Below are 26,612 nucleotides of genomic sequence, written 5' to 3'. Positions count from 1 at the left end.
GGTTTGGCAGTCGCCGCAGTGAACCTAATCGCCGATGGCTTCGTTTGTTTTGACACTGCGTAATTTTGCAACAATCCCTCCGAGCAAAATCATCGCGGTGGGGCCAATCACAATCACCAACAAGGGATTAAACGGACTCGCAAAATCATTCCACTGCGTTGGCCAGTAAGCGGTCTTTGACGCAGCCATCCAAGCGATCAGTAGCATGCCAACGACAAGCACCGAGACCGCCGCTCCGCCACGGATCTTGGGAACAATGATCCCGAGCAAGAACAAACCAATGATGGCAGCCCCTAGAACACCCGATAGCATCCACCAAATATCCAGGGCACTTTCGGTTAGACGGACCAACGCCAACGCCATCACCGTTCCCATGGCTCCCCACGCGATCGTCGATGCGCGAAGCACGCGGACGTGTTCGATGTCGGAGGATTCGGGACGAAGCAGTCGCTTGTAAAAATCGCTCATCACCAAGGTCGCCGACGAGTTCAGCGAAGTGGAAACGGTACTCATTGCCGCTGCGAAGACCGCGGCAATCAACAACCCGCGAGCTCCCGTGGGCAAATTGGCAGCAATGAAATGAGGGAACACGCGGTCGCCCAGGTCTTTTTCCGTCAATCCGTCAATCGTCGCGTTTAATTGTGCCGTGTACTCGGGTGCATCCGGGGCGATCCCTGCTTGCATCATCTTCTGTTCCGCGACAATCACACGAACTTCTTGCGTTTGCTCGGGATGACTTTCGTAGTAGGCAAAAAGCGATGAACCGATAAACAGAAATAATGCGCTGACAGGCACATACAACAACGCTCCGAACCAAACACTTTTAGCCGCTTCTCGGTCGCTGCTGGCGGCGATGTACCGCTGGACGTAACTTTGATCGACACCAAAGTTCCTCAGATTGTCGAACAAGCCATAGGCCAAAACGACCCACAACGTAGGTTGTGACACGTCGAACAACGAGGTGCTGCCGAGTGAGAATTTGTCGTGACTGTTGGCGACCTCGATCACTTCGCTGGGACCGCCAGGCATGTCGAACAATAGGATGCCCAGTGCCAACAACGCTCCGGCGAGTAACACCACCGCTTGAATCGCATCAGCCCAAATTACCGCGACGATCCCGCCGACAAACGAATAGATCGTGACGATGATTCCTGTGAACACGATCACAACGCGGATGTCCCAGCCGAATAACACAGCCATCGGCAGTGCCATCAAGTACATCACCACCCCGATGCGGGCAATCTGGAACAGCAAGTAAAAGCAGCTAGCGTACAGGCGTGCCCATAAACCGAACCGGTTTTCTAGCAGCGAGTAGGCCGACACCTCGCCCGACCGGCGGTACAAGGGCAAGAAGAATCGAACCGCGATTGCCGCTGCAAACGGTAACGCCAGCGAGAAAGCGAACGCGTTCCAATTGTCGACAAATGCTTTGCCCGGTAACGCCAGATAGCTGATGCTGCTTAGATACGTGGCAAAGATCGATAGACCGCACAGCCATCCCGGCAACGAGCGGCCGCCCGCCGTGAATTGGTCTGCGGTGTTATTGCGTCGCCAGAAAAACAACCCCAGTGCCATGATGGCAACGAAGTAGCCCAGCAGTACGAACCAGTCGACACCGGTGAAAAAGACAGCAGCGATCACAGAGCCCCTACTCCTCGCAATACCTCGGCAACACGCTCACGCTGAGGGGCAAGGAACGGATGAAAAGGATCCGCAGGCAGGTCGCCGCAAATTCCCAGCAGTGACAATGCCGATTTCGTGGCCTTGATGTGACGTGAGGCGTACTTGCCAATGTCGTAGATCTTTTGGAATTCCAAGATCAATTCACGCCGCTCGGTCACGGTCGCTTCATCGCCATCACGCAGTGCGTTGTAGCACTGCACGAACAGTTCGGGCATCACGTTCGCCCCGCCGTTGACGCCGCCATCACCACCCAATTGATGAGCTTCTTGTAATAGTGCTTCGGGACCTAACAACACGGTCCAGTCGGGGCGATCCAGTTTCAATTGACAAACTTGGCCAAAGTAATCCAAGTCACCGCTGCTGTCCTTGACGCCGATGATCGACGGAATGCTTGAAAGCGTTCGCAGTGTTTCGATCTCATACCACACCTTCGTCAACCCTGGCATGTTGTACAGCATGATCGGCAACGGGATCAGCGGTGCAATGTTCTGCACATACGACGTCAATTCGGTTTGTCCGGCTGGAAAGTAATAAGGGGTGGTTAACACCGCCGCGTCGGCTCCGCAATCGGCGGCGTACTCCGCCAGATTTACCGTTTCCACGAACGCAGTATCGGCAACCCCCACCAAGACCGGAATACGTCCCTCGACGATTCGAGTCGTTTCCGCAATCATCTCGCGGCGAAGCCGGTAACTTAAACTGGGGGCCTCGCCCGTCGTGCCGAGAATGAAGACTGCCGAAACGCCCCCTTCGATCACGTGGCTCAATAACCGCTCTAAACCCTCGTGGTCCAAGGTATCGCGAGCTGTCAGGGGCGTGACCAACGGAGGTACAATCCCCCGCAGTGAAAGCTTGGATGGTTTGGCGATGGTCGACATCTGCTGAAGTCCTGAAAAGTTGAATAGAGCGAACGAGAAGACGCCAACGACAGGTATTTTAGCCTGATCCAAGGTGTGACGGGATAGCTAAAAACAGTGGCTTCTCGCGTCGCATCGCGATAAAACCACCTCCGAAGGTGCTTGGCTTAAGTCTATAGAGTTTACTCGCTTCTCGCCTCCGTGCAAGATCTGTCGAGCTCCAAGTCGGCCGGAATTAGCAATATCGAGCGTTTTTCTTCGGAAACCAGCATCAGGAACGCCGCCAAAGTGGCTAAAACGGAACCAGACCCGCCGCCGCGCTCAAGCGTGCGGCCGGTATTGTCGCCCAGCTTTCCAAGCTGGAAGCGTTTCGGTAAACGCTTAGCGTGATTGGAACGTGAGAACTCTCGCTTCGGCGGTTAAATGTGAGGCACGCTAACGGCTTGGAAAGCCGTGCGACAATGCGCGGATTGCATTGATTCCACCTTACGAACTGCACGATAACATCGAGCAGCCGACCTTGTGGCGAGCCCATTCGGGACGTTTGGCGAACCATTTTTCGTGTTCAGGCTGTTCGCCGTAGGGATCACGCAACAGTTCGTAAATCTCTTCGATTAACGATGCGTCGCCCTGCTCGGCTGCGTCGATGGCCAGCTGGGCCATGTAATTGCGCAATACGTACCTTGGATTGACGCGGTTCATTTGTTCACGACGCGTTTGATCCGATACCGAGTCCTTGTTCAGTCGACTCAAATACTTGGCAAACCAATCCCGCCATGACTCGAGCACTTCCGCGGTCAGTTGCTCGGCAGCGTAAAAGGCATCGCGTACCGGGCTGAGGAATTCGCTGCCGCTGGCGACATCATCCGACTTCGTTACGTTTCCGAGCAAGCGGAAGAAAATCGTCATGTCGGTCTCCGTTAGCTGCAGAACCGCATCAAGTTGGTCCAGTAGATCTTCATCACCCTCGATCACCTTGGCGAGCCCGATCTTGTCGGCTTGCATACGCGTGAATTCGCGATTGAAGTCGTGTTGGTACTGCTGCAGCGCGGATTCAAACGGCGACGCCTCACCGACGAGCGGATACAACGCATTGGCTAATTGGACCAGATTCCAAAGGGCAATTTGTGGCTGGTTGCCAAATTGGTAACGACCATGCGTTTGATCGGTCGTATTAGGAGTCCAGTCGGGATCGTAGCCTTCGAGCCAGCCGTAGGGGCCATAATCAATCGTATCGCCGTGGATCGACATGTTGTCAGTATTCATCACGCCATGAACGAAACCGACCCGTTGCCAATGCACCATCATCGTCAACGTACGTTGACACACGGCGTGAAAGTAATCGCCATAGCCCGACTTTGTTCCTGCCTCGATTTCGGGGTAGTAATGGCGGATTGTAAAGTCCGTCAATTCACGCAGCATATTGAGATCGTTTCGCGAGGCAAAGATTTCGAAATTGCCAAAGCGGATAAAGCTGGGGGCGACCCGGCAAACCACCGCACCGGTCTCCATCTCGGGGTTGCCGTCGTACATGATGTCTCGCAGCACTTGATCACCCGTAGTCAATAGACAGAGCGACCGAGTGGTAGGTACACCCAAGTGATGCATCGCTTCGCTGCAGAGATGCTCGCGGACCGACGAGCGAAGTACGGCCAAGCCATCGGCGGTGCGTGAATACGGAGTCTCGCCTGCCCCTTTTAATTGCAGTGTCCAGTGTTTTCCGGCATGTCCGACTTCGGCCAAGTTGATCGCGCGGCCGTCACCGAGTTGCCCTGCCCACGATCCGAATTGGTGTCCGCCGTAGCACATCGCATAAGGACGAGTGCCTTCGATCACTTTGCCGCCGCTAAAAACGTCTCGAAATTCGTCGCTCGCGAGATCCGCGGACGACAGTCCAAGCATCTCAGCAACGTCCGCAGCGATATGCAGCACCTGCGGATTGCTGGGCAAGCGTGGCGTTACAAACGAAAACGCTGCACCGGTGACTTGGCGACGTGAAGGAGTTTGCACCGTGTCGGCAGGAAGTTGCTGGTTAAAGCGATCGTCGATGTTCAAACGCATAGAAATTGCGGTGCTTTTTGGCTAACGGGCTAAACGAATTAATTTTGTTTCAGTTTGTCGCGGAACACCTCAGTGAACTTATCCACCTTGGGCCGAATCACGGCTTGGCAGTAACCTTGGCTGCCATGTTGGTTGAAATAATTGTGGTGGTCGGCTTCGGCAGGATAGAATTTTGTGAATTCTGAGATTTCGGTCACGATTGGAGCCGAGAAGGCACCCGCTTCGTCGAGCTTTTGCTTGAAGTGTTCTGCTTGCTGCTTTTGCGTTTCGTCGTGATAAAAAATGACCGAGCGATATTGCGTTCCCACATCGGCGCCTTGGCGATTCAGCGTCGTGGGGTCATGCGTTTTCCAAAACACTTCGAGCAGTTCGTCAAAGCTAATCACGCTAGGGTCGAACTTGATTTGGATGACTTCGGCGTGCCCGGTGGTGCCGGTGCAGACTTGTTTGTAAGTCGGATTGTCAACGTCGCCACCGGAGTAGCCCGACATCACCTGCTCGACGCCCGCGAGTCGTTGGAAGACGGCTTCAGTGCACCAGAAGCACCCATTGCCAAAGGTCGCAAGTCGAAGCGAGTCGTTTTCGGGGTTTGTCATCGGTCTATCCTGATGAGAAAGCGTTGAGCAAGCGATGCGAAATTGAGGCTTCGCGTCGGAATCTAGAAACACAGAAATGGCCGCAGCCTGCACGGCATTCTAGCGTGCTGACAAGATCCCGAAATGCCAGCAAGTCGGCCGGCGGCAATGGACCGTTCTTTCCTACTGTTGGCCGTAACAAATCGCGATAGCAGCGCGGTTCGGGCATCGTGGCGAAATTGATGTTGAGTTCGTCACCGCCGCCCTGCCGGAACTCCGCTCCGCGACGGTCCGGCATACAATGTCGCACGGCTTTCCAAGCCGTTAGCGTGCGTCACGTGTGAACGTCAAAGCAAGAAGTTCCTTAGTTCAACGCAGACCGCACCTTACCCCCAACGGTTCCAGCTTGGAAAGCCGGCCGACGAGCGAAGTCGCCGAACGACTTTGGTAGGCCCGTATCAAATCGCGATAGCAACGCGGTTCCGGCAACTTGAAAGCGACAGAATGTTTAATGATGCCGCCACAATCTCGGAACTTCGTTACAATCACCTTATCCATTCGCGGGTTACGATCGCGGTGATACAATCGCCGCTTTAAACTGCAATTCTTTGCATGCCTAAGATCGTCGATCCACCATTCGCTTCTGCTACGTAAATCCTTCCAGGCACTTCGTTTATGATGTCGAAATCTCTTTCAGAAAAACGCGAGTCGGGTCGTTGGTGTGTCAGATTCAACGGGCTCGCATCGGTTCTGCCCGCCGGCATTGTCGTGTTGTTGTTGACATGGGGGCCCTCTGTCGCCCTCAGTGCCCCAGCCGGTTTGCAAAACCACGTGGATCCGTTCTCGCTGCCAGGATCCGATGGCACCGCGGTGTCACTCTCGACGGACCCCACCGTCTCGCTGCACGTTCTCTGTTTCCTCGGCACCGAATGTCCGCTGGCGCGGATCTATGGTCCACGTCTCGATGCCTTGGCGAATCAATACGCCGAACAAGGCGTCCAGTTCATTGGGATCAACAGTAACATCCAAGACTCGATGGATGAGTTGCAGCGGTACGTCAAAGATCATCGGCTAACCTTTCCGGTTGCTAAAGATTATGATCGCCGGGTCGCGGTTCAAGCTGGTGCAACGCGTACCCCCGAGGTCTTTGTGATCGATCGTTCTGGCACGGTCCGCTACTCGGGCCGCATCGATGATCAATACGAACCCGGGATCGCACGAAAACAGGCGACGCAGCACGATCTGCAGGATGCCATCGACGCGCTGTTGGCCAACAAACCGGTGCCGAACTCGAAAACGACCGCGATGGGGTGCTTGATCGCACTGCCGCGAAAAACATCGACTGATTCCGAATCAAAGATCACATACTGCGATCAAGTCAGCCGGGTGTTGCAAAAACATTGTGTCGAGTGTCATCGAGCAGACGAGATCGGGCCGTTCTCGCTAGAAGAGTACGACGACGTCATTGGCTGGGCCGACATGTCGTTGGAAGTGATCGGGCAACATCGCATGCCGCCGTGGCATGCCGATCCCAAACATGGTTCGTTTGCCAATTCGCGGCACATGCCCGAGCAAGACAAGCAGATTTTGGCGGATTGGGTTGATGCCGGGATGCCCTACGGAGACGCCAGTAAACTGCCGCCCGCCCGCGAATATGTCGCGGGCTGGCAACTGAGCGAACCGCCTCACCAAATCGTGACGATGAACGATACTCCGTTCCATATTCCTGCCACCGGGACGGTGGAGTACCAGTACTTCGTCGTCGATCCTGGGTTTACCGAAGACAAATGGATTCGAGCTGCCGAGGTCGTTCCCGGCAATCGGTCGGTGGTCCATCATTCGATCGCCTTCGTACGTCCCCCCGACGGCGCTGATTTTCGCGACATCGGTTTTCTTTCCGCGTATGTTCCCGGCCAACGACCGAGCGAATTGCCAACCGGCTATGCTCAACGCGTTCGCGCCGGTTCTAAACTCGTGTTCCAAATGCACTACACGCCCACCGGCAAAGCGGCCGAGGATGTCACGCGAATTGGTTTGCTGTTTGCCGATCCAAGTGAGGTGACTCACGAAGTGTTTGTGTTAGGCGGAGTAGACCAAGAGTTTGAAATTCCACCGGGAGCGGCCAACCACGCCGTCGATGGCGACATCGGTGGCTTTCCCAAAAACGGCACGCTGTTGTCGATCACGCCGCACATGCATTTGCGTGGCAAGGCGTTTCGCTTTGTGGCACAAACAACGTCGGGCAAGCAGACGTTGTTGGATGTCCCAAACTACGATTTCAACTGGCAACATAACTACGTGCTAAGCGAACCGTTGCAGCTCAGTAACGTGGATCAACTCTCTTTTACGGCGGTGTTCGACAACTCGGCCGACAATCCCACGAACCCGGATCCGTCCGAGTTTGTCACGTGGGGCGATCAAACTTGGCAAGAAATGGCGGTGACGTTTGTTGCCGTTGCAAAGCCACTGGATCCACAGTCCAATCGTCGCGAAACCGCAGTCGATACTGCCAAACAAAAGCGTCTTGCAGAGCAGCTTAAAATGAACGAGCAAGAAGCGATCCAATTTGCGGACCGTTACATCAAACGATTCGATTCCGATGACGATGGGGTTCTCGCCAAGGACGAACTGCCCGATTCCGTCCGGATGTTTAGTTTCCGTTCTTTCGATCATGATGGCGACGGCCAGATCAGTCATGAAGAGATCCGAGTGGAATCGTTAAGCCGTTTGCATCGTTCACGTTAACGATAGGAGCGAAATACCCAAACCGTTTAAGGACGAAGCGACAGCTACACGTCGTAGTGGATCTTGCTAAAGATCCTTCCGGGGCGGTCCTGCTAAGCGACGATCCTTTCGAGGAAAGATCGTTCCAAGGGACGTGTAGCCACTTCCACTACGGTAAAGCCGATATTTGTTTTCCGCTCGCCCCTAATCCCACCTGGAAATTCACACGAAGTGTTTTCTAAACTCCCCCCGCTCTTTCGCATCTCGTGGCTCGCCGATTGGATCGTCACCCATCGAATCGTGACGTTCCTGATCCTGGCAATTTGGACCATTGTGATGGGGTTGGGGCAATACGACCCTACGATTCTCTGGCCTGAAAAGACCATTTCATCGCCCGACCAAACCGAAACTTCGGCGGACGAAGAATTCGACAAATCACTTCGCGCCAAAACACCGAATGTCTCGCCCGTTCAAATCGCCGCGGGCGATGTGATTGTGGTGGCCCAGAGTGAGCAGTTTTTCACGCCGGAGGGGGCCGATGCGATTCGTGATGCGGTCGCTGCGCTGGAATCACTCGATCAAGTCGAGCGGGTGCTGTGGATGGATCGCGCTCCGATGCTCAATATTTTCGGTCTTCCTGAGCCCATCTTGCCCAAACGAAACGCCTCGCCCGCTCGATTCGAAGCTGCGAAAGAACGTGCATTAGCCAATCCTCTGATCGGAGGCCAATTGCTTTCGCCGGACGCCAACACACTGTTGTTGATGGTCCAAATTGATTGGTTGTTTGTCACTGACGACAACGATTGTACTGACGCGCTGCGTGAAGCAGCGACCGCGGCATTGGCCAATCACCCGGGCGTCGCGATGACGTTTCAAGTCACCGGCGAGGTGCCCATTCGCGTTAGCTGGGCCGCCAGCACCCGGGATAACGAACGCAAATACCAATTGATCGGCTACTCAATCGCACTCGTGATCGCTTACATCCTGTTTCGCGGCCTGTCGTCGGTCGTGATCGTTGCACTCGCTCCTAGCTTTGGTGTGTTTTGGACATTAGGGCTGCTTCATTATCTAGGTTTCGACGACAATCCGTTTAACTCGGTGATTGTGCCAGTGTTGCTGTGTATGGTCGGGTTCACCGATGGCGTGCACATGATGGTGCAAATTCGCCGACATCGGGCCGAAGGCATGTCGGCGACCGATGCCGCTCGGCTGTCGATCCGCGAAGTCGGCTTGGCCTGCTGGTTAACGTCGTTGACGACCGCGATTGGATTTGGGTCGTTGGCACTCGCTCATCATGAGATCGTTCGCGAATTTGGTTACTGCTGTGTCATTGGCGTGCTGATGACATTCATCTCGGTCATCACCGTCATTCCGTTGGCATGCGCCAGTCCACTCGGTCGCAATGTCCACTCCGGTTACGGTCACAATTTGGTTGACAAAAATTTGAGCAAGATCTCGGTGGTGATCGAGTTTGTGTTGCGGCATTCTAGAAAGGTCAGCTTCGCGGCGATCGTCGTGACGCTGGTGCTAGCCGCGATGACGCTTCAGTTGCGGCCCGACCAACGTTTGACCAGCAATATGAGTTCCGGTAGTGAATCGGCGATGGCGCTTGCTCACATCGACAAGCAATTTGGTGGAATGGAAACAGCCGAAGTGACAGTCCAGTGGCGCGAAGAAGTCGCCGCGACTGATGGCGAGATTGGCCGGGTGGTTGCCGAGGTCGATGATCTACTTCGCAGTGAACCACTCGTTGGCAACCCGTTGTCGATTCGCAGTCTGCTCGATGCATTGCCAGGCGAAGGCGACCCAGGGACGCGTATGTCATTGTTGGAATTGTTGCCTCCGCCGCTAAAACGAGCCTACTTTATTCCCGAACGTCGCGTTGCCAAGGTGGTCATGCGGATGCAAGACCTCGGTATTGCATCGTACGGGCCTGTGTTCGAGCGGATTGAGCAGGGACTTGAATCGATCCAGCAATCACACCCGAACTTCCGACTCGAGCTCACCGGCAGCGCCGTTGGGCGATGGAAAAATTTGTATCGCATCGTCGTCGATTTGGCCTTTAGTTTGGGAACAGCCACTGTGATCATCTTCGCGGTGTTGACGTTTGTTTATCGCTCGGTACGGCTTGGATTGATTTCGATGATCCCGAATCTGTTCCCGTTAGCGATGACGGGATTCATCCTGTTGATCATGGGGGAAAGTTTAGAGATCGTCAGCGTGTGCGCGTTCACGGTTTGCTTAGGCATCGCGGTCGATGACACGATTCACTTTTTGACGCGGTACCGCGAGGAACTGAAGACGGCACCCAGTGGAACCGAAGCGATCCGCCGCGCATTCGTCGGCGTGGGGACGGCGCTGGTGATGACGACCGTCGTATTGATCGTCGGTTTCAGTACGGCGCTACTGAGTGATGCACGCGACCACCGGATCTTTGCCGCGATGGGAATTCTGACGATCGGCGGCGCCCTGTTCGCGGACCTCGTGATGTTGCCCGCGTTACTGCTGCGGTACGCCCACCGGCAAGAAACCGAGAATGAAGTAGCGTCCCCGTAGCGAAAGTCGCGAAGACTTTCGGCGGCATTGTCGCACGGCTTTCCAAGCCGTCAGCGTGCCCCGTGTTTGATCGCCGCTTCGGTGAGTAGTCACATGCGATTCCGACAGCACGTTCACTTTGACGCTACCAGCTTGGAAAGCTGGGCGACAATGACTCCGCTGTGTGCAAGCTCAAAGTCACCAGCCCTTCCCAAGGAGGTCGCTTAAAAAAAATTCGGCATCGCGCAAACGTACTGTCACCTCTCCCAAACAACGGAGGTCGTGCAGCTTTTAAGCTGTTTGTTTTCCTAGACTTATGGCTCTTTGCTGCAGTTTATCCAGACGCAGGAGATTTTGAGCTAGGACCAACAGACCGGTCTCGCAGCGGGCTCGCTTTATTCCGCGACCGTGAAAGCGGTCCACTCGCCGATTCCCTTTGGCGTCGCCAAAGGAGAGTTCCACGGTTTGCCCGCGTAAACGATAAAGCGTCTTGCAAGATTCACTTGCCATCTTCTCGCGTTGAGCCTCCAGCATCTCTTCGCCTTCGATTCGCTTGATTCGTCGTGGGCCTTTGCCGCTGAGACAGCGTTCGGCCAACGGACAGCCCTCACAGAACTTCGCGTCACACTGATAGGTCGATTGGTAAACGTATCGGTCGCCCATACGCATCTTTTTTTCTCGCCACAAATAGGCTAAGCGGTGACCTTGCGGGCACACATAGCAATTCAATGAGGCTTCAAAACGAAATTCTTCGCGGGGAATTTGAATTTCGCCGCTGCGTGACTTCCGCTTTGCAGCGCTACCGCTGGCCGATGGCGGTGCCAGCAGATCAATGTTCCGATCACGCGCGTCGGTAAGGTCAAGAATGCTGCAGTAGCCGCCATCGGCCAGCACCCTCTTGAGTTGGCCGCCGAATAACTTTTGCGTCTTGTCGATCATGGGGGCCAGCGTGCCCGCATCCGTTGCAGAGGCTTGACACAGATAACTAACAATCAGTCGACTGACCGGATCGACCATAAATTGAACGGTATACAACGGACGATACGTCTTGCGTTTATCGCGGCCCAGCGGCGCAATGGGGTCAGTCAAGCTGACGGTGATCTTGTCAGGATCTTTGCGTTTATCACTCGGCTTTTAGCGTTTTCATTAATCCGTTGCTCCAGTACGATGGCGGCCGCCTCGATTCGAGAGGCCAAATCTTGTCGGCCTGACTCCGTTGGCGGCACCCATTTTGGAAGAGGATCGGTTCGGCAGTAAGTGCCGTCGATCAGTTCTTTTAAGAGTTCCTGTCGCCTCTGGAGAGTGTTGCGATTGACCATCCGATGCCGCGATGCACAGGCGGCAATCGACGTGCCATCTAGAGCCACCGTGGTCGGGTCAAGATGCCCTTGCTCGATGGCCCGTTGGGTCACGTCGTCATGAAGCCTCTCAATGACGTCGCCGATGCGATCACGAAAATCATACCAAGTTCGACGAGCCGGCGTGTATCCATGACCGAGCCATTGCATCGCTTCGTTGAGCTTGGCTTCTTCCTCCCAACTTGCAGGGCTGAGTCGTCCCTTGAGGTGCTGATAGAGAACCATCTGCAAAAGCAGAATGGGATCGTAGGGCTCCTGGCCCCTACCGCTGTACAACCGATCGACTTCGCTACGATCGAGTTGTTCGACCTGCCGGCGAACAATTCGTGCATGATCGTCCGGCGGAAGTTTGGCATCAATTTGTTTCCATCGCCAATGGCTTGCTGGCATGGGAAAGGGGCGATAACCGACTTTTTAATTGTCTCTGAATCGTTTATGCTCATGGCGACCTCCGTGTGGCTTGGAAAGAAAAGCGACGCACATTCTGTGCGAAATCCCAATCCAAACGAAGGTCAATTTTTTTTGCGCTAAACCCAGTCGTTAAAACAACTTAAAAGCTGCACGACCTCAACGTTTGGGAGAGGTCGAGCAGAGCCTTCAGCCCTCTGTGCCAACATGAGTGAGACAACTTTGAAGTTTTTCAAAATCGAGGGCACGGAGAGTTTACATGACCGAAATCGCCAACAAAAAAGTTAAGAAAAATCCTGAGGTGGCTGAGAAAGCGACCCGTCGTCGCTTTTCAGAGGAGTATAAACGTCGGATCGCGATCGAAGCTCAGCAGTGCTCCGAGCCCGGTGAGATTGGAGCTCTGCTACGTCGTGAAGGGCTCTATTCGTCAGTGGTTCAGCGCTGGCGTCGTCAACTTCGGGAAAAATCATTGTCATCATCGAATAAGCCCAGTAGCGATGTGCCGCCAGCAATACCGTCAAAGGCAAAAGAGCTTGCCGCTTTGAAACGCGAAAATGAACGCCTAAAAGAAAGACTTCGCCAGGCGGAGTTGATCATTGACGTCCAAAAAAAAGTCTCGGAGATGATGCAGACACGCTCACACGAGAAGACAGATTGAGTGCGGCTGAAGGGCTCAGCAAACGAGTCGGTGTCGCTGCTGCATGCCGCGCACTGAATGTTTCGCGAGCGACGTTGTACCGTCGCCGCGATCCCGACCAGCAACCTAAGCCGAGACCGATCCCAGCTCGAGCACTTTCACTCGGAGAACGAAAAGCGGTGATCGATCGACTCAACAGCGAACGTTTCGCTGATCAGTCGCCGCGGCAGGTCTACTCGAAATTGCTCGATGAAGGGGAGTACATGTGCAGCGTGCGGACGATGTATCGCATCCTTGAAGCGAATCAAAGCACTCGCGAACGCAGAAACCAACTCCGACACCCGAACTACAGAAAGCCTGAATTGCTTGCGACCGGCCCCAATGAAGTCTGGTCGTGGGACATCACCAAGCTCAAGGGCCCGGAGAAATGGACCTATTATTACCTGTATGTCATTCTGGATATCTACAGCCGCTGCGTGGTCGGCTGGATGCTGGCACATCGTGAAAGCGCCGATCTAGCCACGCAGCTGATCGAAACAACCATTGAAAAGCAAAACATTCCGCGCGAGCAATTGATCCTCCATAGCGATCGTGGGCCATCGATGACATCGCATTCGGTGGCGCAGTTGCTTGGTTCGCTGGGCGTCACCAAGTCACACAGTCGGCCGCATGTTTCCAACGACAATCCTTTCTCGGAAAGCCAGTTCAAAACGATGAAGTACCGCCCTGAATTTCCCCAGCGATTTGGATGCTATGAAGACGCACTTGGATTCTGCCGTGAATTCATTGGCTGGTACAACGACGAGCACTATCACAGTGGCATCGGCCTGCTTACCCCATCATCGTTGCACTACGGCCAAGGCGAAAAAGTGATCGAGTCGAGAAAACAAACGCTTCACGGGGCATGGCAGAAGAATCCCGAGCGTTTCGTACACGGCATTCCCACACCTGCAAGCCTTCCCAAAGCAGTTTGGATCAACGCTCCCAAACGAAAGGATGAATTGAAAAGCGAAGCCCCCGAAGCGAATTGCCCGGGGGCTCCAGAAGTAACGTCTTTGACGCACCCTCGATCCGGTTATCCCTTGGACGGTTGCGTCCCCGCAGAGCCGTCTTCCGTTTCACCGGACGTCGACACAGTACCAGCAACAAACTCTTTGAACACCCGAGTCATGCCTGAAAAAATCCCGGGGGTTCGGGGGCTGGCCCCTGAGCACGCGGGATGCAGCACCTAACAACTATCAAAAAGTTGTCTCACTGTCGTTGACACATTCCGCAGAGCGATTGCTCGGGTGAGGGCCGTCCGAGCAAGCTGAGGCGAGTGCACGCAAAGTTGCGCGGTCGGCCCTCACCCGGACGAGGCCTAAAGGGGAACGTCCGACTTCTAGTATATGATCATTGTGGTGTTTCGACCGGTTTTCGCGTCGATTCGCTGTGATCACCTTTTCGCAGTCGCTCTGCGGAAAAGTCGCTGACTCACAGATCCTATCCGACCCTTCTCGGCCCCAGGCTAGAGCGATTGGGAGCTTGATCGTGAGTCAGTTCTTTTACCCGAACGGTCGCTAGGTCGGCGTCATGCCAGACCGCATTTACTAGGCAGGGACTGTTAAGATGAGCAACGAATCTACTACAAACACTCGACACGAAACACCACTGTCGCGAACCGGTTACCAACGAGTCATCGGAGTCGATGTTGCCAAAAATAATCTCGATCTTTGTGATTCTCAAAACAAGCTTACCGGGCGAATTGATAACGACGTGAAGAGCATTCAAGCGAAATTGCTTGACCGCATTGATCCTGACAGCGCGACGTTGATTCTCTGTGAATCCACCGCCAGCTATCACCTGTTGATGACTGACATGGCTCACGACAGCTCGATTGACGTCGCCATTGTCAACCCACGGCAAGTCAGAGACTTCGCCAAGGGCCATGGATGGCTTGAGAAGACCGACACGATTGATGCAGCGATGATTTGTCGATTTGGTCAGGACGTTCCGGTCCACTTGGCAGTCAGACGCAGCGAGCAACAGAAGCATCACACCGCGATGGTTCATCGTCGGGTATCGCTTCTGAAGATGCAGGCTCAAGAACGATCGCGGTTGCTACATACCACCGACAAAGAGACTCGCAAGTTGCTAAAACAGATGCTGCGCAACATCGAAAACCAGCTAAATCGCGTTGATAAACGACTCAGCGAGATCCTCAAAGAGCTGGCAAAGCAAGAGCCCAAAGTGCAGATTTTGAAGAGCCACCCCGGCGTGGGCGAGGTCACGATCAATGTGCTTCTGACTTCGCTGCCTGAGTTGGGGCAACTCAATCGCAAAGAGATTGCGAAGTTAGTTGGCGTATCGCCGATGGCTAAGCAAAGTGGCACCAAGGATGGTAAACGAATGGTGCGTGGTGGGCGTCAATCGGTCCGCTGTGCATTGTACATGGCAGCGTTATCAGCTCGGCAGTACGACGAGCGTCTGAAAGCCTTTTACACACGTCTAAGAAAGCAAGGGAAACCGTACAAGCTGGCGATGATCGCTTGCGTACGAAAGCTTCTTTCGACACTCAATCCGATGGTTCGTAATCAAGAAACGTTTGACGCTTCAAAGTTCGCCGCGATGGTCTGATCAGTCCACCAACGAAATAACGGTTGAAGAGCCCCTTTCGCGTCGCCGTCACATTGGCCTGCGCCAGCATCTGAGGCCGATGTGACGGCGATGCGGAAGGGGCGGCCCCATTTTGCCGAGCCCGAACAAGCGTCGAGCCAGGGATCGAGCGAAGTATTTGGAAAAAACGGCAGCCGACCAACGACCGAAATCGCTCGTCGACTGCCTACGTACTCGAGCGTTGCCGCTCGGTACAAGGGTCCAAACATACACGCAGCCAGACTCCCATAGGAGCCCCCTATGTCCTTCGATGCTGCGCATCGAGGCGAAACATCGAATCAAAAATTTAGTTTTTTGATAAGCGACTATTGCCAAATCTTAACACGGTCGCTCTCAAGCTGCGTTTGGGAGGGATGACAGAACGCTGCTGCCGACGATTGTCGCACGGCTTTCCAAGCCGTCAGCGTGCCTCGCGTTTGTTCGCCGCTTCGGTGAGAAACCGCGTTCAGTGTTGATGGCACGTTCACTTTAACGCTACCAGCTTGGAAAGCTGGGCGACAATGACTCCGCCGCGTGCAAGGCAACGTGCAAGTTCAGGGTCACCTGCCCTCCCCGGCCGCTTCCTGCGGCCGACCCTCCCAGCGGGAGGGTGAAATCTCCTCACTCCTCACTCCCAGCTCCCTCACTCCCCAACTCCCTTACTCCCAGCTCCCTCCCCCCCGCCATGCCGGAATTCCGCTCCGCTACGTTCCGGCCTACGAAAAAATCTACCTCGGCCCAGGCCGATGGATATGGATCGCATCTTTCGGGCCGCCCGGTGGCGTTCCCCGCTCCCGCTTTTGACCTTTTTCCAACTTCAACGACTCGCCCGTCTCGCGGTCGAAATAATCGGCCGTCAACTCCTCGGGCACGGCATCGCCGGTTTCATGCGTCCATTGATCCAACACCTTCGATAGTCGCGTTTTCGTTTGCTTGTACTGCGAATCAAACGCCAAATTATTTAGCTGATTGGGATCGTCCTCAGTGTGATACAACTCCTCCACCGGACGTGGCTCCAAAAACACATCCGCCTGAGCATTACTTAGCTTTTCACCATCACGCAGTCGCCGCAATGTTTGATGCGATGGCGATCGAACCGAATCCGCAGGCCCCTGCCACGCCAGTTCTGGACGCGAATTGCGAATGTATAGGAACTGCCCATCCCGCACACTGCGGCCGTGAGCCTCGTAGTCGTGCCAATTATGCTCCGAAAATGCAAAGCGGCGAACCGTAGAACTGGGATCGCCAAAGATCGGCGTCATGCTCACACCTTGAATCGTTTCCGGAATCTCAGCCCCAGACACCTCGATCACGGTCGGAGCGATATCGATCACGCTGACCAGACTTGATGCGCTGACGCCTTTCCCCGCGATCCCCTTGGGCCAATGGGCGACCAGAGCGGTTTTCATTCCTGAGTCGTGCAATCGTGTCTTCGCTCGAGGGAACGGTCGCCCGTTATCCGCTAACACCAGGATCAAGGTGTTGTCGAGCTGTCCTTCGGCCGCAAGCGTTTGAGTTACTTCGCCGACGAAATAGTCGAACCGCGTCACTTCGTTGTAATACGACGCCAAATCCTGACGCGTCGCCGGTTCATCCGCCAGGAACGCGGGAACGATCACATCCTCGGGCTGATGCTTCGGCCCATACTTTTCTTCCACCCATTCGTTGTCCGCATCCCAATTGCGATGAGCGTCAAGCGATGCGAACCAGCAAAAGAACGGTTTGTCTTTCGGCCGATTTTTGATCGTCTCGGTCCAACGAGCTTCCGCGCCGTGGTTGTCGGGCGTTGTACCTGGATCCACTAGGTCCCAAGGTTTTGCCGGTTTGGATTGTCCCGCCGCGGGTTGCTCGGGCGTCATGTGATTCTTGCCCACCAGCGCGGTGTAATAACCGCTTTGCCGCAGCACCGTCGGAAACCAAGCCAAATTGGCAGCGATCGGTTCATGCAATTCCGCTGCCCGGCCCAGATTGTGAGGATAGCGACCGGTGATAATGCTCGCACGACTCGGGCTGCAACTACTTGCGGTCAAGAAAGCCTCGGTGAAACGCAGTCCTCGCAACGCCAGTGCGTCGATATTGGGCGTGCGAGCAGCCGGATTGCCATAGCATCCGAAGTCGTTCCAGCTGACGTCATCGGCAATCATAATCACGACGTTGGGATTCGTATCGACCGGCTCAGCCGCATTAACCGAGACCAATGGCGTCAGGAACAGTCCGGCGATTATCAATCGTAATGGCAAATTCATTTGCTTTCTCCATGGATAAGATGCTTCGGCGGGGTGACCATCAGCGATTCGATCACCGTGGCAAGTTGCTGGGGAGGGCACGCAAGTTTCACATAGCTGTGTTGCCCCGACGGATCATCGCCCCACGTCGAAACACCTTCGGCATCGAGCTTGACGCGGCCCCCGGAAACGACTTGCCAGTACTTCGGCTCGGCACCTCGCACAGCGAACAATGCTGCGGCTTGATCGTAGCTGGGTTGGCCGCCATCGATGGACGCCCGATTCTGATAACGACGTTTTTCATAACCACGGCGAACGGGATTGTCGCTCGGCGTCTGCTTCAAACGTTCGCCGGTGATTAACACGTTGCCGATCTCGAAACCGTGCCAGACGATTTCGCCTGGCCACTCGTTGGCAACCACGATCGAGGCTTCGAGGTGGGTCTTGATGTTGGTTTCGGGACGACTGGACTTGGGGAACTCGCCTCCCATGATAACCAGACGGCGCACTTTCTTTTTCACCAAATCAGGCTCGCGCCGCCACAGTTCGGCGAGGTTCGACAACGCTCCGACGCTGCATAGGGTGACACTGCCGTCGGGCTGTGAGGACAATGTTTGGCGGTAAATGTCCAGTGCGTCGGGGGCCTTGTCGTCGGGACCAATGTCGTTCGGGAAACCGTCTCGCAAACTCGGTGCATACGTACTGGTACGCTGTAGCGCCGTCGGTCCCACTTTGTCGGTACCGATCGGAAGATCGGGGTGGCCGTAGTACGTATTGATCGCGTCCACCGCCGCAGCCGACGCCTTCGTCAGATCCGCACGATTGACGATCGTCGCCAGCAGTTCGCATTCGCCGCGGTCAGCCAGTGCATGCAACATCGCCAGGGTACCGACGTCATCGGCATCGCCCGACATGTCAGTGTCGAGAATCAGCTTGACTGAATCCGCAGTCGGCAATCGCTCGGCGGCCAGATAGTAGGCGCCTGCGATCTCTTTGCCTTCGCCATCGTAAAACCAGCTTTGCATGGTCGTGCGACCTGCAGGCACGTTCATTCGAAATCGGACTTCTCCCGATTCGGGCGTCACCTTTCCGCGTTGCTGTATATCTCCTACTCGCAGTTTTGCCGCCGCGATCGGCCATGCGGGGCCATCCGGCAGCACACCATCGGTCACTCGAGCTTCATCGACTCCCGACGTCAGACTCAAGTGACACTCATCGGGCCAACGGCTCAGTCGGAATTCGTACTCGCCTGCCTGTGCTATCTCGACGTGCCATACCCCATTCTTGCGATCGCCAGCTCGGACTTGTTTCTGTTGATCGATGAACACGTCGGCCCATTCACACGCCGTTAACTGCACAGGATTCTCGGCATCGTGGCCAATGATCGAAGGCTCAAACACGTTCGCCTGATCTTTTACGCCGTCCCACCACGCGTTCAAATGGGCTCGCATCGCTCGGGTCACTTCCGGATGCTCGGCGATTACGTTTTGTGTTTGCAAAGGATCCTCGGTCAAATTGTAAAGCTCTTTGTCGGAAAGTAGTCGCCACTGTTTCCACAACACCGCCGCCCCTTCACGACGCGGAACTGCGCCGTTGTTAGGGATCGTCTTGACCATCCTGAATGGCATGCGGCTGTAGTTGATAACCAGCATTCGGTCCTCGGGAACGCCAGTCGTTCCTTTCAACACGTTGGCCAAACTGATGCCGTCAAATTGAGCTTCCGTGGGAATATTCATCCCCAGTAAATCGACCAGCGTCGGCAACACATCTTGCACTTGAGTTAGCCCGGCGACGTCACTCGCGGGGCGTAGCGAACCGGCGGGCCAGCGGACGAAGCACGGCACCCGATGTCCTCCCTCCCACAGGGTTGTTTTGCCACCTTTCATGTTGGCATTAAAGTATTTCGGCCCGAACGTGCTGCCGTTGTCAGTCATGAAGATGACCACGGTGTTTTCACGCAGCCCGCTATCGGTCAAAAAAGCCTCGAGCCGGCCCATGTTCTCGTCAATGTTGTCCACCATCCCCAGGAAGCGAATTAGCTCGGACTCCTGCACCGACGGAAGGCTTGGTAGCGTATCGCGAATCGTCTGGAATGCCTTCTGCGCCGACTCACGATTCCGTGCGGGCACGTAATGCGGTTGATGAGCTGCGGCGGTCGCCAAATAGCAAAAGAAAGGTTTTTTCGCATCCGCTTGGTCCTTCATCCACTGCATCGATTCGCGAAACAGCACGTCGGTGGTATAGCCGCGATAGGATTGACGGACGCCGTTGTGGACGTAAGTGTCGCCAAAGTAATCGTTCTGCCACGCGTCGGGGACCGAACCGATGTGGGAGGACGGGAACCATACGCTTTCCTGAAACCCACGATCCTGCGGGCGGTAGGGATAGGTGTCGCCCAGGTGCCACTTTCCAAACAGTCCCGTCTGCCAGCCTGACGCGGTGAACAGATCGCCCATCGTCGGAAATGTTCGTCGCAACAGCGTTCGGCCGCTGCTAACATTCATCGCGCCGTTGCGAAGTGAGTCCACTCCCGTCATCAACTGGCCACGCGTCGGAGTGCACATCGGTGCGACGTGGAAATCGGTCAGCCGGATACTCTCGTTGTGCAATCGATCCAAATGAGGCGTCTGCAAAACCGGATTCCCATGGCACGACAATTCGCAAAAACCTTGGTCGTCGGTGATGACCACCAACACGTTCGGTCGCTCAGTGGGCGGGTTTTCTGCGGCCAATAAGTGGGACGCCGATAGCAACAACGGCAAAACAAAGCACAACGTTTTCATCGATTGATTCTCAGGTGTCATACGGGGAGTAAACGTAGCCTAGGCTTCCAGCCTGGGTTCGCAGTGGTTCCCAGGCTGGAAGCCTAGGCTACGCTGTGAAATCCGTCAGTAATAAAGTGTTCCACTCGTTCCCAGGCAGGAGCCTTGGGAATCAGTGGTGTGAATGTCGTTGATCGCTCCGCGATCTTACGTTCGGATCGCAGTAAGTAGGGCCGGTTCCCACCGGCCATCCTCAACAGCTCAATGAAACCGGCCGGTAGGAACCGGCCCTACGCTCTGTCATCGCTTCAAAAGACAACTGTAATTTCTGGCTTGTACCGAGCGATCAGCGACCATTAAATTTCAAAAATAAGCAACTCAGGTCTTCGCTCGCCCCCAACGGGTTCGCAGCGCGTCCAACAGCACCGCAGCGACAATCACGCAGCCAGTGATGATTTGTTTGTTCGCATCGGAGACACCAATTTGCGCCAACCCTGTTTGTAAAACTTGGATGATCAACACGCCGATAAACGAGCTGACCACGCTGCCTCGCCCGCCCATCAAACTGGTGCCACCGATCACACAAGCGGCAATGGCAGCCAATTCAATCCCGATTGCCGCGTTCGGATCCGCCGTCGACAACCGCGACGATTGTGCCAAGCCCGCCAAACCGCACATCAAACCGCTGATTCCAAATACCGCGATCGAATAGGGCGCCGCGCGGATGCCCGACATTCGCACTGCTTCGGCGTTCGTCCCGATCGCGACACAGTAGCGGCCGAACACGGTCCGCATCAGCACAAATTGGCCCGCGATCACCGTTACCACTGCGATAAAAAACGCAGGTGACAACAGGATACTGGCGATCGGTTGACCAAACCATTCAATGCGGCTGCCGATGTAAACCGATTGCGAATCGGTTACCACCTTGGTAGCACCGCGGGCGATTTCGAGCATCCCCAGCGTGACAATGAACGAAGGAATGCCAAAGCCAACCGAAATAAATCCGTTCACCAGTCCACATCCACCCGCGACCAACATCGCGATCGGCAGTGCCGCCAGTAGCGGCCACTCGTGATTCGCCATCAACACGCCCAGCACTGCCGACGATAGCGCTAGTAGCGAACCAACCGACAGATCGATGCCACCCACCACCAGTACCAACGTCATGCCCACGGCTAGAAACGTCAGATCGGGAATCTGGTTCGCGATCGAGACCAACGTGGTCATCTGAAAGAAATTCTTGCTCATGACACTGAACACGGCGACCAATGCGATTAGCACCGCCACCAGTCCACCGTATTGAAGAATCGATTGTTTAAGCTGCGTTTGTTTCATAACAGAACTGATTTTATGTATTTACGTTTTGTAAACGGTCTTTGTAGCCGCGGAACGATGCCTGCATGATCTTTTCTTCGGTCCACTCGTTGCGGTCAAACGTTTCGACCATCCGACCCGCCGACATCACTGCGATGCGATCGCATGTTTCAAACAATTCTTCCAAATCGCTGCTGACGATCACGATGGCTTTGCCTTGGCTGGCCAAAGTCTCGAACAACTGATAGATCCGCTGTCGGGCCCCGGCATCGATACCGCGAGTCGGCTCGTCAAACAAAAAGACGTCAGCGTCGCGAACCAACCATTTTGCCACCGCAACCTTCTGTTGGTTCCCACCGCTTAGCGTGCCGACGAATTGATCAATCGACTCGCAACGTGTCGCTAGCGAGTCTCGCATCTCCGCGGCAACTCGGTTTTCTTCGGCCTCGCGAGTCAGACCAGCACGCGAAAATCGTCGCCACATACTGCTTAGGGTCGTGTTGATGCGAATCGATTGCGACAGCAGCAGCCCATCTTGTTTTCGGTCTTCGGTGACCATCGCCAACCCCGCCGCTACCGCCTCGCTAGGATGCCGGAACCGCCGCGGTGACGCACCCGAACCCAGAGAATCGGCACCTAGGTAAACATGTCCAGCGTCAGCGACATCGGCACCAAAGATCGCTCGCAATAATTCCGTGCGGCCAGATCCCACCAGTCCCGTGATCCCAAGTCGCTCGCCCCGCCGTACCGTGAACGAGACATCGTGAACGATCCCCGACGTCACCGACTCGACTCGCATTGCACTCTCGTTCGTCGCATGACTGACGTGATTCCGCTTGGTCGAATTCGTCGTTTCGCCGCTCATCAAATCCACCATCGCATCGGTCGTCAACGTTGCGGTCGCTTGAGTGCTCACCAACGCCCCATCGCGCAGCACAGTAACTCGGTCGCTCAGTCGTGCGACTTCGTCGAGCCGGTGGCTGATGTAGATGATTGCAACCCCTTCGTCTCGCAGTCGCGTCAAGTGACCGAACAGCTGCTCGGATTCGCTGCCCGAAAGAGCCGCGGTGGGTTCGTCCAGGATCAGCAATCTGCACCGCCGAGCCAAAGCGGCCGCGATCTCGACCATTTGTTGCCGTCCAACCCCCAGCGACCCGACCAACGCGTGGCTTGCCACATCGGCCAATCCGAAGCGATCTAGGATTTGTTCTGCCCTGCGATGTAGTTCACGCGAGTCGATCGCGCCGAACCGCCGTGGCAACCGAGTCAGTAGCAGATTTTCGGCGACTGACAGTGTCGGAATCAGATTCAATTCCTGTTGCACAATCTCCACGCCAGCGGCTTCTGCGTCTTGCTTGTTCGACGGAGCAAACGATTGGCCGTCGAGTGTCATCTCGCCCTCGGACTTTGGTACAAGCCCGCTAACGATCTTGCACAGCGTGCTTTTGCCAGCACCGTTGGCCCCCAACAGAGCATGGATTTCGCCCGGACGCACCTCTAGCGACACGTCACGCAATACCGTCACGTTGCCGTAACGCTTGGTCAGGCCGTCGACTTGCAACAACGAATTCACAGGCTTTCCTTCGTCACCAAATCGACCGGAGTTTCGATATCCGCGGTTGCTGCCGAATCTTCCTTCACTTGCTTCAGTGCCGCCTCGATCCCGAACACTGCCAACTGATCGCCATGTTGGTCGGCGGTCGCCAAAACTTTACCTTGTTTGATGGCCTCTTGAATTGCCGTGATATTGTCAAAGCCGACGATCATCACTTCGCCTTCGCGGCCCGCACTTTTCACCGCTGCGATTGCGCCCAAGGCCATCGAGTCGTTGGCGGCCAGGATCGCCTTGATTTCAGGATGTTCGCTCAGCATCGACGATGCGATCGTGTTTGCTTTACTCATCTCCCATTCCGCAGTTTGGCTGTCGACAATCTCGATCCCAGCGTCTTGCATCGCGGCTTGGAAACCTTTCAAACGCTGCTGGGCATTAAACGAGGTGCGGATGCCTTCCAGGATCGCCACCTTGTCTCCCTTGTTCAATTTGGCAGCCAAGTGGTCGCCCACTTTCTTGGCTCCTGCCATGTTGTCGGGACCGACAAACGGGATTGAGATTTTTTCTTGCGTTAGCACGTCAGCGTCCAGTCGGTTGTCGATGTTGATCACGACGACGCCCGCTTGGGATGCCCGTCGCAGCGCGGGAACCAGTGCCTTTGAATCCGCCGGAGCGATCACGATCGCATCCACGCCGCTGGCGACCATCTCTTCGACCAAGGCCACCTGGCGACTGAGGTCACGTTCGTCCTTGATCCCGTTGACGACCAAGTCATAGTCATCGGCGTGTTCGGCTTGATGTTCGGTTGCCCCATCGGCCATCGTCGAGAAAAACTCGTTCGCCAGCGATTTCATGATCAAGGCGACACGAGGCTTATCGTTGTCCCCGCCCGACGTTTGTCGATCCTTGGGCTTGTTTGACGATGAATTGCAGCCCACCGAAAACAGCAGCGTTAAGAGCAGGAGAGAATGACGAATGTTCATGGGTATCTCTTTGACGTGAGCAGTAAAAATGGAAGGATGTTTTCTCGTGAGCCCTGGGCCGTAAGACACCGGGTAGTTCGAGGGACGCGGCCGCCGGTCACGCGCGAGCAGGTCATTAAATTAACAGCCCGCTTTTTCGACTGTCCTATTTTGTGAGCCGAACGCGCTAGCGTCGGGCCGCAGCTGGGAAAAACGTTGAAAAATAAGGCCCGCGGCTAGCGCCGTCGGCTCACAAATACGGGGAAAACGAAAAAATAGGGCAGTCGAACTAGCGTTCAATCTTCAATCGCTCCTCAATCATTTGGCGCGTTCCCATGCTGGGTTGTGCGCCTTCGCGTGATGCCGCGATCGCTCCCGCGGCAGTGGCGAATCGCATCGCTTCGACCAGGTCGTCCGTTTCTGCCCAACGAACGGCCAAGGCGCCTGCGAAAGCATCGCCCGCAGCGGTGGTGTCGATCACAGTAATTTTGTCTGCGGCAAACTGGTGAAAAGTGTTGTTCGCGTACAGCACCGATCCACGGTCACCCAAGGTGATCACCACGTTTTTGCAGCCGCGACGGTGAAGTTCTTGGGCAGCCTCTTTCGCGTCGTCGATCGTTTCGACCGGCCGACCCGTGATCGCAGCAGCCTCGGTCTCGTTGGGGCAAACCAGGTCAACGTTCAGCAATTCATCGCTCCAGACCTGCGGAACGGGAGCGGGATCAAGGATGATTCGCACGCCCGCTTGCTTGGCGATCTTGATCGTCGCTAATACGGCATCCAACGGGATTTCAAGCTGCAACAGCACCACATCGGCAGTCTCGATCGCAGTGCGGTTGGTATCGACGTCCTCCGGAGTGACGCGTCCATTGGCTCCTTGCACCAACATGATTGCGTTTTGACCACTCGCTTCGACTGTCACAATGGCCAGTCCGCTAGCGCAGTCGGTCGTTTTCGACACGCCATCACAATCGATGTCGTGCGACTGCAGATTTTGCAGCAGCGTGTTAGCGAAGGCATCGTCGCCGACTCGGCCAATCATTCGAACATTGCTTCCTGAAAGTGCAGCCGCGACAGCTTGGTTGGCTCCCTTGCCACCACTGATTTCAGCCGACGAATTTGCCGTGATCGTTTCCCCGGGACGGGCGAATCGGTCACAGCGGACAACTAGATCCATATTGATCGATCCGACGACCGTAATCTGCGGACGTTTGACGCTCATCGTTTTGCCTCACAGATCGAGTCTCGGTTAACAAGGTGCACTTTCACCGAATGCTTTTTAATTCGCGGACGCTTCCCACTTCGCAGTTGTTTGCTGATCAATTCCGCAGCGGTCCGTCCCAGAGCTGGCACGTCTTGTGCGACCGTTGTAAGGGGCACGCTCATAAAGTCGGCAAAGGGAATATCGTCGAACGTCACGATCGACAGGTCGTCCGGAACACGCAGTCCCATTTCCGAAATCACGCGGAGTGCCCCCAGAGCATTCGGGGTACTGAAGGCGAAAAACGCAGTGATGTTTGGGTGTGTGCTCAGTAGTTGCCGGGCGGACTCGTACCCCGAACGTTCACTAAAACTGTCGCCAGCAATCATTGACGAGTCCAATTCGATGTCATGTTTTGCCAATCCAGCGCGAAGTCCCTCGATCCGCTGGTCGTTAGGCAGCGTTCCAGGAAGCCCCTGCAAAACGCCAATCGATCGGTGTCCATGCTCCAGCAGTATTTCGGTTGCCTGCTCCGCACCGCAGCGATGATCCGAAGTGACTTGCACGAGTTTGCTTTTCGCGAACCCGCGATCGACCAGCACCACTGGCAATCCCGATCCATCGATTGCCGTCAGATGATCGTGATGGCGGCCGACGGGACAGACGACCAGGGCTTCGATTTGTCGGCCGAGCAGTTGTTCGATCAGCTTTTCTTCATTCGCGGTCGTTTCACGGCTATCGGCAACGATCACCGAGTAGCCATCGTGTTCCGCCGCCAGCGTGACTTCGCGAGCGATCGAGGCAAAGAACGGATTCGACAGATCGGGGACCACCACACCGACCAATCCCGAACGTTTCAGCCGCAGCGAGCGGGCGACCTGGCTAGGTCGAAACCCAAGTTTCGCTGCAGTTTTCTTGACAGACTTTTCAGTCGCCTCACTGATCCGGTACTCACGAGCGCGACCGTTCAGCGAGCGTGAAGCGACTGAAACGCTCACCCCCGCCGCATCCGCCACATTTTGCAAAGTCACCGACATCTAAGGTCTCACCCAAAAGAAGCACAAACGATTGTGCCAATTTACTCCCGCCTTCTATCCTCGTCAACCGTTGTCTATAGAGCC

General features: G+C 55.4%; 16 protein-coding genes and 1 pseudogene. 4 read left to right on the top strand and 13 right to left on the bottom strand.

Annotated elements, in window-relative coordinates; all coding sequences use genetic code 11:
* Positions 1-24: 24 nt before the first annotated feature.
* From SH528x_RS25690 to msrA, 4 genes are all read right to left on the bottom strand, one after another.
* Positions 25-1,641 carry a sodium:solute symporter gene (locus SH528x_RS25690; protein WP_442506301.1) on the bottom strand — a complete coding sequence of 539 codons (1,617 nt, stop codon included), beginning with the start codon at positions 1,639-1,641 and terminating at the stop codon, positions 25-27.
* Positions 1,638-2,561, bottom strand: a complete 924-nt coding sequence (locus tag SH528x_RS25685) for a dihydrodipicolinate synthase family protein (protein WP_442506300.1) — start codon at positions 2,559-2,561, stop codon at positions 1,638-1,640. The genes SH528x_RS25690 and SH528x_RS25685 overlap by 4 nt, the downstream gene beginning before the upstream one ends.
* Before the next feature lie 465 nt (positions 2,562-3,026).
* Entirely contained in the window at positions 3,027-4,601 is a 1,575-nt protein-coding gene (locus SH528x_RS25680) for a protein adenylyltransferase SelO (protein ID WP_442506299.1), read from the bottom strand.
* A 38-nt stretch (positions 4,602-4,639) separates the two neighbouring features.
* Positions 4,640-5,197 carry a peptide-methionine (S)-S-oxide reductase MsrA gene (gene msrA / locus SH528x_RS25675; protein WP_442506298.1) on the bottom strand — a complete coding sequence of 186 codons (558 nt, stop codon included), beginning with the start codon at positions 5,195-5,197 and terminating at the stop codon, positions 4,640-4,642.
* 654 nt (positions 5,198-5,851) lie between these two features.
* Here msrA and SH528x_RS25670 point away from each other — a divergent pair.
* Together SH528x_RS25670 and SH528x_RS25665 are read left to right on the top strand one after the other, a co-directional pair.
* On the top strand, positions 5,852-7,921 hold the full coding sequence (locus SH528x_RS25670; protein WP_442506297.1) for a redoxin domain-containing protein: 2,070 nt from the start codon (positions 5,852-5,854) through the stop codon (positions 7,919-7,921).
* Between the two features lie 210 nt (positions 7,922-8,131).
* Complete coding sequence (locus SH528x_RS25665) at positions 8,132-10,456, top strand: efflux RND transporter permease subunit (protein ID WP_442506296.1); 2,325 nt, start codon at positions 8,132-8,134, stop codon at positions 10,454-10,456.
* 270 nt (positions 10,457-10,726) lie between these two features.
* Here SH528x_RS25665 and SH528x_RS25660 read toward each other — a convergent pair whose 3' ends face one another.
* Both SH528x_RS25660 and SH528x_RS25655 read right to left on the bottom strand, forming a co-directional pair.
* Positions 10,727-11,524 (bottom strand): transposase, encoded by a 798-nt coding sequence (locus SH528x_RS25660; protein ID WP_442506295.1) that lies wholly within the window; start codon positions 11,522-11,524, stop codon positions 10,727-10,729.
* Positions 11,521-12,183, bottom strand: a complete 663-nt coding sequence (locus tag SH528x_RS25655) for a transposase (RefSeq protein ID WP_442506294.1) — start codon at positions 12,181-12,183, stop codon at positions 11,521-11,523. The genes SH528x_RS25660 and SH528x_RS25655 overlap by 4 nt, the downstream gene beginning before the upstream one ends.
* Before the next feature lie 277 nt (positions 12,184-12,460).
* Between SH528x_RS25655 and SH528x_RS25650 the strand changes: the two are divergent.
* Positions 12,461-13,827: pseudogene (locus SH528x_RS25650) on the top strand (IS3 family transposase); the annotation flags it as partial.
* 619 nt (positions 13,828-14,446) lie between these two features.
* Positions 14,447-15,454, top strand: coding sequence for an IS110 family transposase (locus SH528x_RS25645; protein ID WP_442506293.1), 1,008 nt, complete (start codon positions 14,447-14,449; stop codon positions 15,452-15,454).
* A gap of 746 nt (positions 15,455-16,200) precedes the next feature.
* On the opposite strand, the gene SH528x_RS25640 is transcribed toward SH528x_RS25645, so the two are convergent.
* The 7 genes from SH528x_RS25640 to SH528x_RS25610 all read right to left on the bottom strand — a co-directional run bounded on the left by SH528x_RS25640 (position 16,201) and on the right by SH528x_RS25610 (position 26,528).
* A complete protein-coding gene (locus SH528x_RS25640) occupies positions 16,201-17,718 on the bottom strand; it encodes a sulfatase family protein (protein ID WP_442506292.1) in 1,518 nt (505 codons plus the stop codon).
* Positions 17,715-20,480, bottom strand: coding sequence for a sulfatase-like hydrolase/transferase (locus SH528x_RS25635; protein WP_442506291.1), 2,766 nt, complete (start codon positions 20,478-20,480; stop codon positions 17,715-17,717). Before SH528x_RS25635 ends, SH528x_RS25640 begins: the two co-directional genes overlap by 4 nt.
* Positions 20,481-20,837: 357 nt before the next feature.
* Positions 20,838-21,797, bottom strand: a complete 960-nt coding sequence (locus SH528x_RS25630; protein WP_442506290.1) for an ABC transporter permease — start codon at positions 21,795-21,797, stop codon at positions 20,838-20,840.
* A gap of 13 nt (positions 21,798-21,810) precedes the next feature.
* The gene (locus SH528x_RS25625; protein WP_442506289.1) at positions 21,811-23,349 is read right to left on the bottom strand and encodes a sugar ABC transporter ATP-binding protein; all 1,539 of its coding nucleotides are present in this window, start codon (positions 23,347-23,349) and stop codon (positions 21,811-21,813) included.
* Positions 23,346-24,311, bottom strand: a complete 966-nt coding sequence (locus SH528x_RS25620; RefSeq protein ID WP_442506288.1) for a sugar ABC transporter substrate-binding protein — start codon at positions 24,309-24,311, stop codon at positions 23,346-23,348. Before SH528x_RS25620 ends, SH528x_RS25625 begins: the two co-directional genes overlap by 4 nt.
* Before the next feature lie 268 nt (positions 24,312-24,579).
* A complete protein-coding gene (gene rbsK, locus SH528x_RS25615) occupies positions 24,580-25,512 on the bottom strand; it encodes a ribokinase (protein WP_442506287.1) in 933 nt (310 codons plus the stop codon).
* Positions 25,509-26,528, bottom strand: coding sequence for a LacI family DNA-binding transcriptional regulator (locus SH528x_RS25610; protein ID WP_442506286.1), 1,020 nt, complete (start codon positions 26,526-26,528; stop codon positions 25,509-25,511). The genes rbsK and SH528x_RS25610 overlap by 4 nt, the downstream gene beginning before the upstream one ends.
* Positions 26,529-26,612: the final 84 nt, after the last annotated feature.

This window comes from Novipirellula methanifontis (assembly GCF_052161655.1).
In the GTDB taxonomy this organism is placed as follows: Bacteria; Planctomycetota; Planctomycetia; order Pirellulales; family Pirellulaceae; genus Novipirellula.
This window is presented reverse-complemented; position numbering and strand designations above follow the sequence as displayed.

Bases quoted from the DNA above. Each gene is read 5' to 3' on its own strand.
- SH528x_RS25685 (WP_442506300.1), bottom strand. From the start codon at position 2,561: ATGTCGACCATCGCCAAACCATCCAAGCTTTCACTGCGGGGGATTGTA.
- SH528x_RS25680 (WP_442506299.1), bottom strand. From the start codon at position 4,601: ATGCGTTTGAACATCGACGATCGCTTTAACCAGCAACTTCCTGCCGAC.
- msrA (WP_442506298.1), bottom strand. From the start codon at position 5,197: ATGACAAACCCCGAAAACGACTCGCTTCGACTTGCGACCTTTGGCAAT.
- SH528x_RS25670 (WP_442506297.1), top strand. From the start codon at position 5,852: ATGATGTCGAAATCTCTTTCAGAAAAACGCGAGTCGGGTCGTTGGTGT.
- SH528x_RS25655 (WP_442506294.1), bottom strand. From the start codon at position 12,183: ATGCCAGCAAGCCATTGGCGATGGAAACAAATTGATGCCAAACTTCCG.
- SH528x_RS25645 (WP_442506293.1), top strand. From the start codon at position 14,447: ATGAGCAACGAATCTACTACAAACACTCGACACGAAACACCACTGTCG.
- SH528x_RS25640 (WP_442506292.1), bottom strand. From the start codon at position 17,718: ATGAATTTGCCATTACGATTGATAATCGCCGGACTGTTCCTGACGCCA.
- SH528x_RS25635 (WP_442506291.1), bottom strand. From the start codon at position 20,480: ATGAAAACGTTGTGCTTTGTTTTGCCGTTGTTGCTATCGGCGTCCCAC.
- SH528x_RS25630 (WP_442506290.1), bottom strand. From the start codon at position 21,797: ATGAAACAAACGCAGCTTAAACAATCGATTCTTCAATACGGTGGACTG.
- SH528x_RS25620 (WP_442506288.1), bottom strand. From the start codon at position 24,311: ATGAACATTCGTCATTCTCTCCTGCTCTTAACGCTGCTGTTTTCGGTG.
- rbsK (WP_442506287.1), bottom strand. From the start codon at position 25,512: ATGAGCGTCAAACGTCCGCAGATTACGGTCGTCGGATCGATCAATATG.
- SH528x_RS25610 (WP_442506286.1), bottom strand. From the start codon at position 26,528: ATGTCGGTGACTTTGCAAAATGTGGCGGATGCGGCGGGGGTGAGCGTT.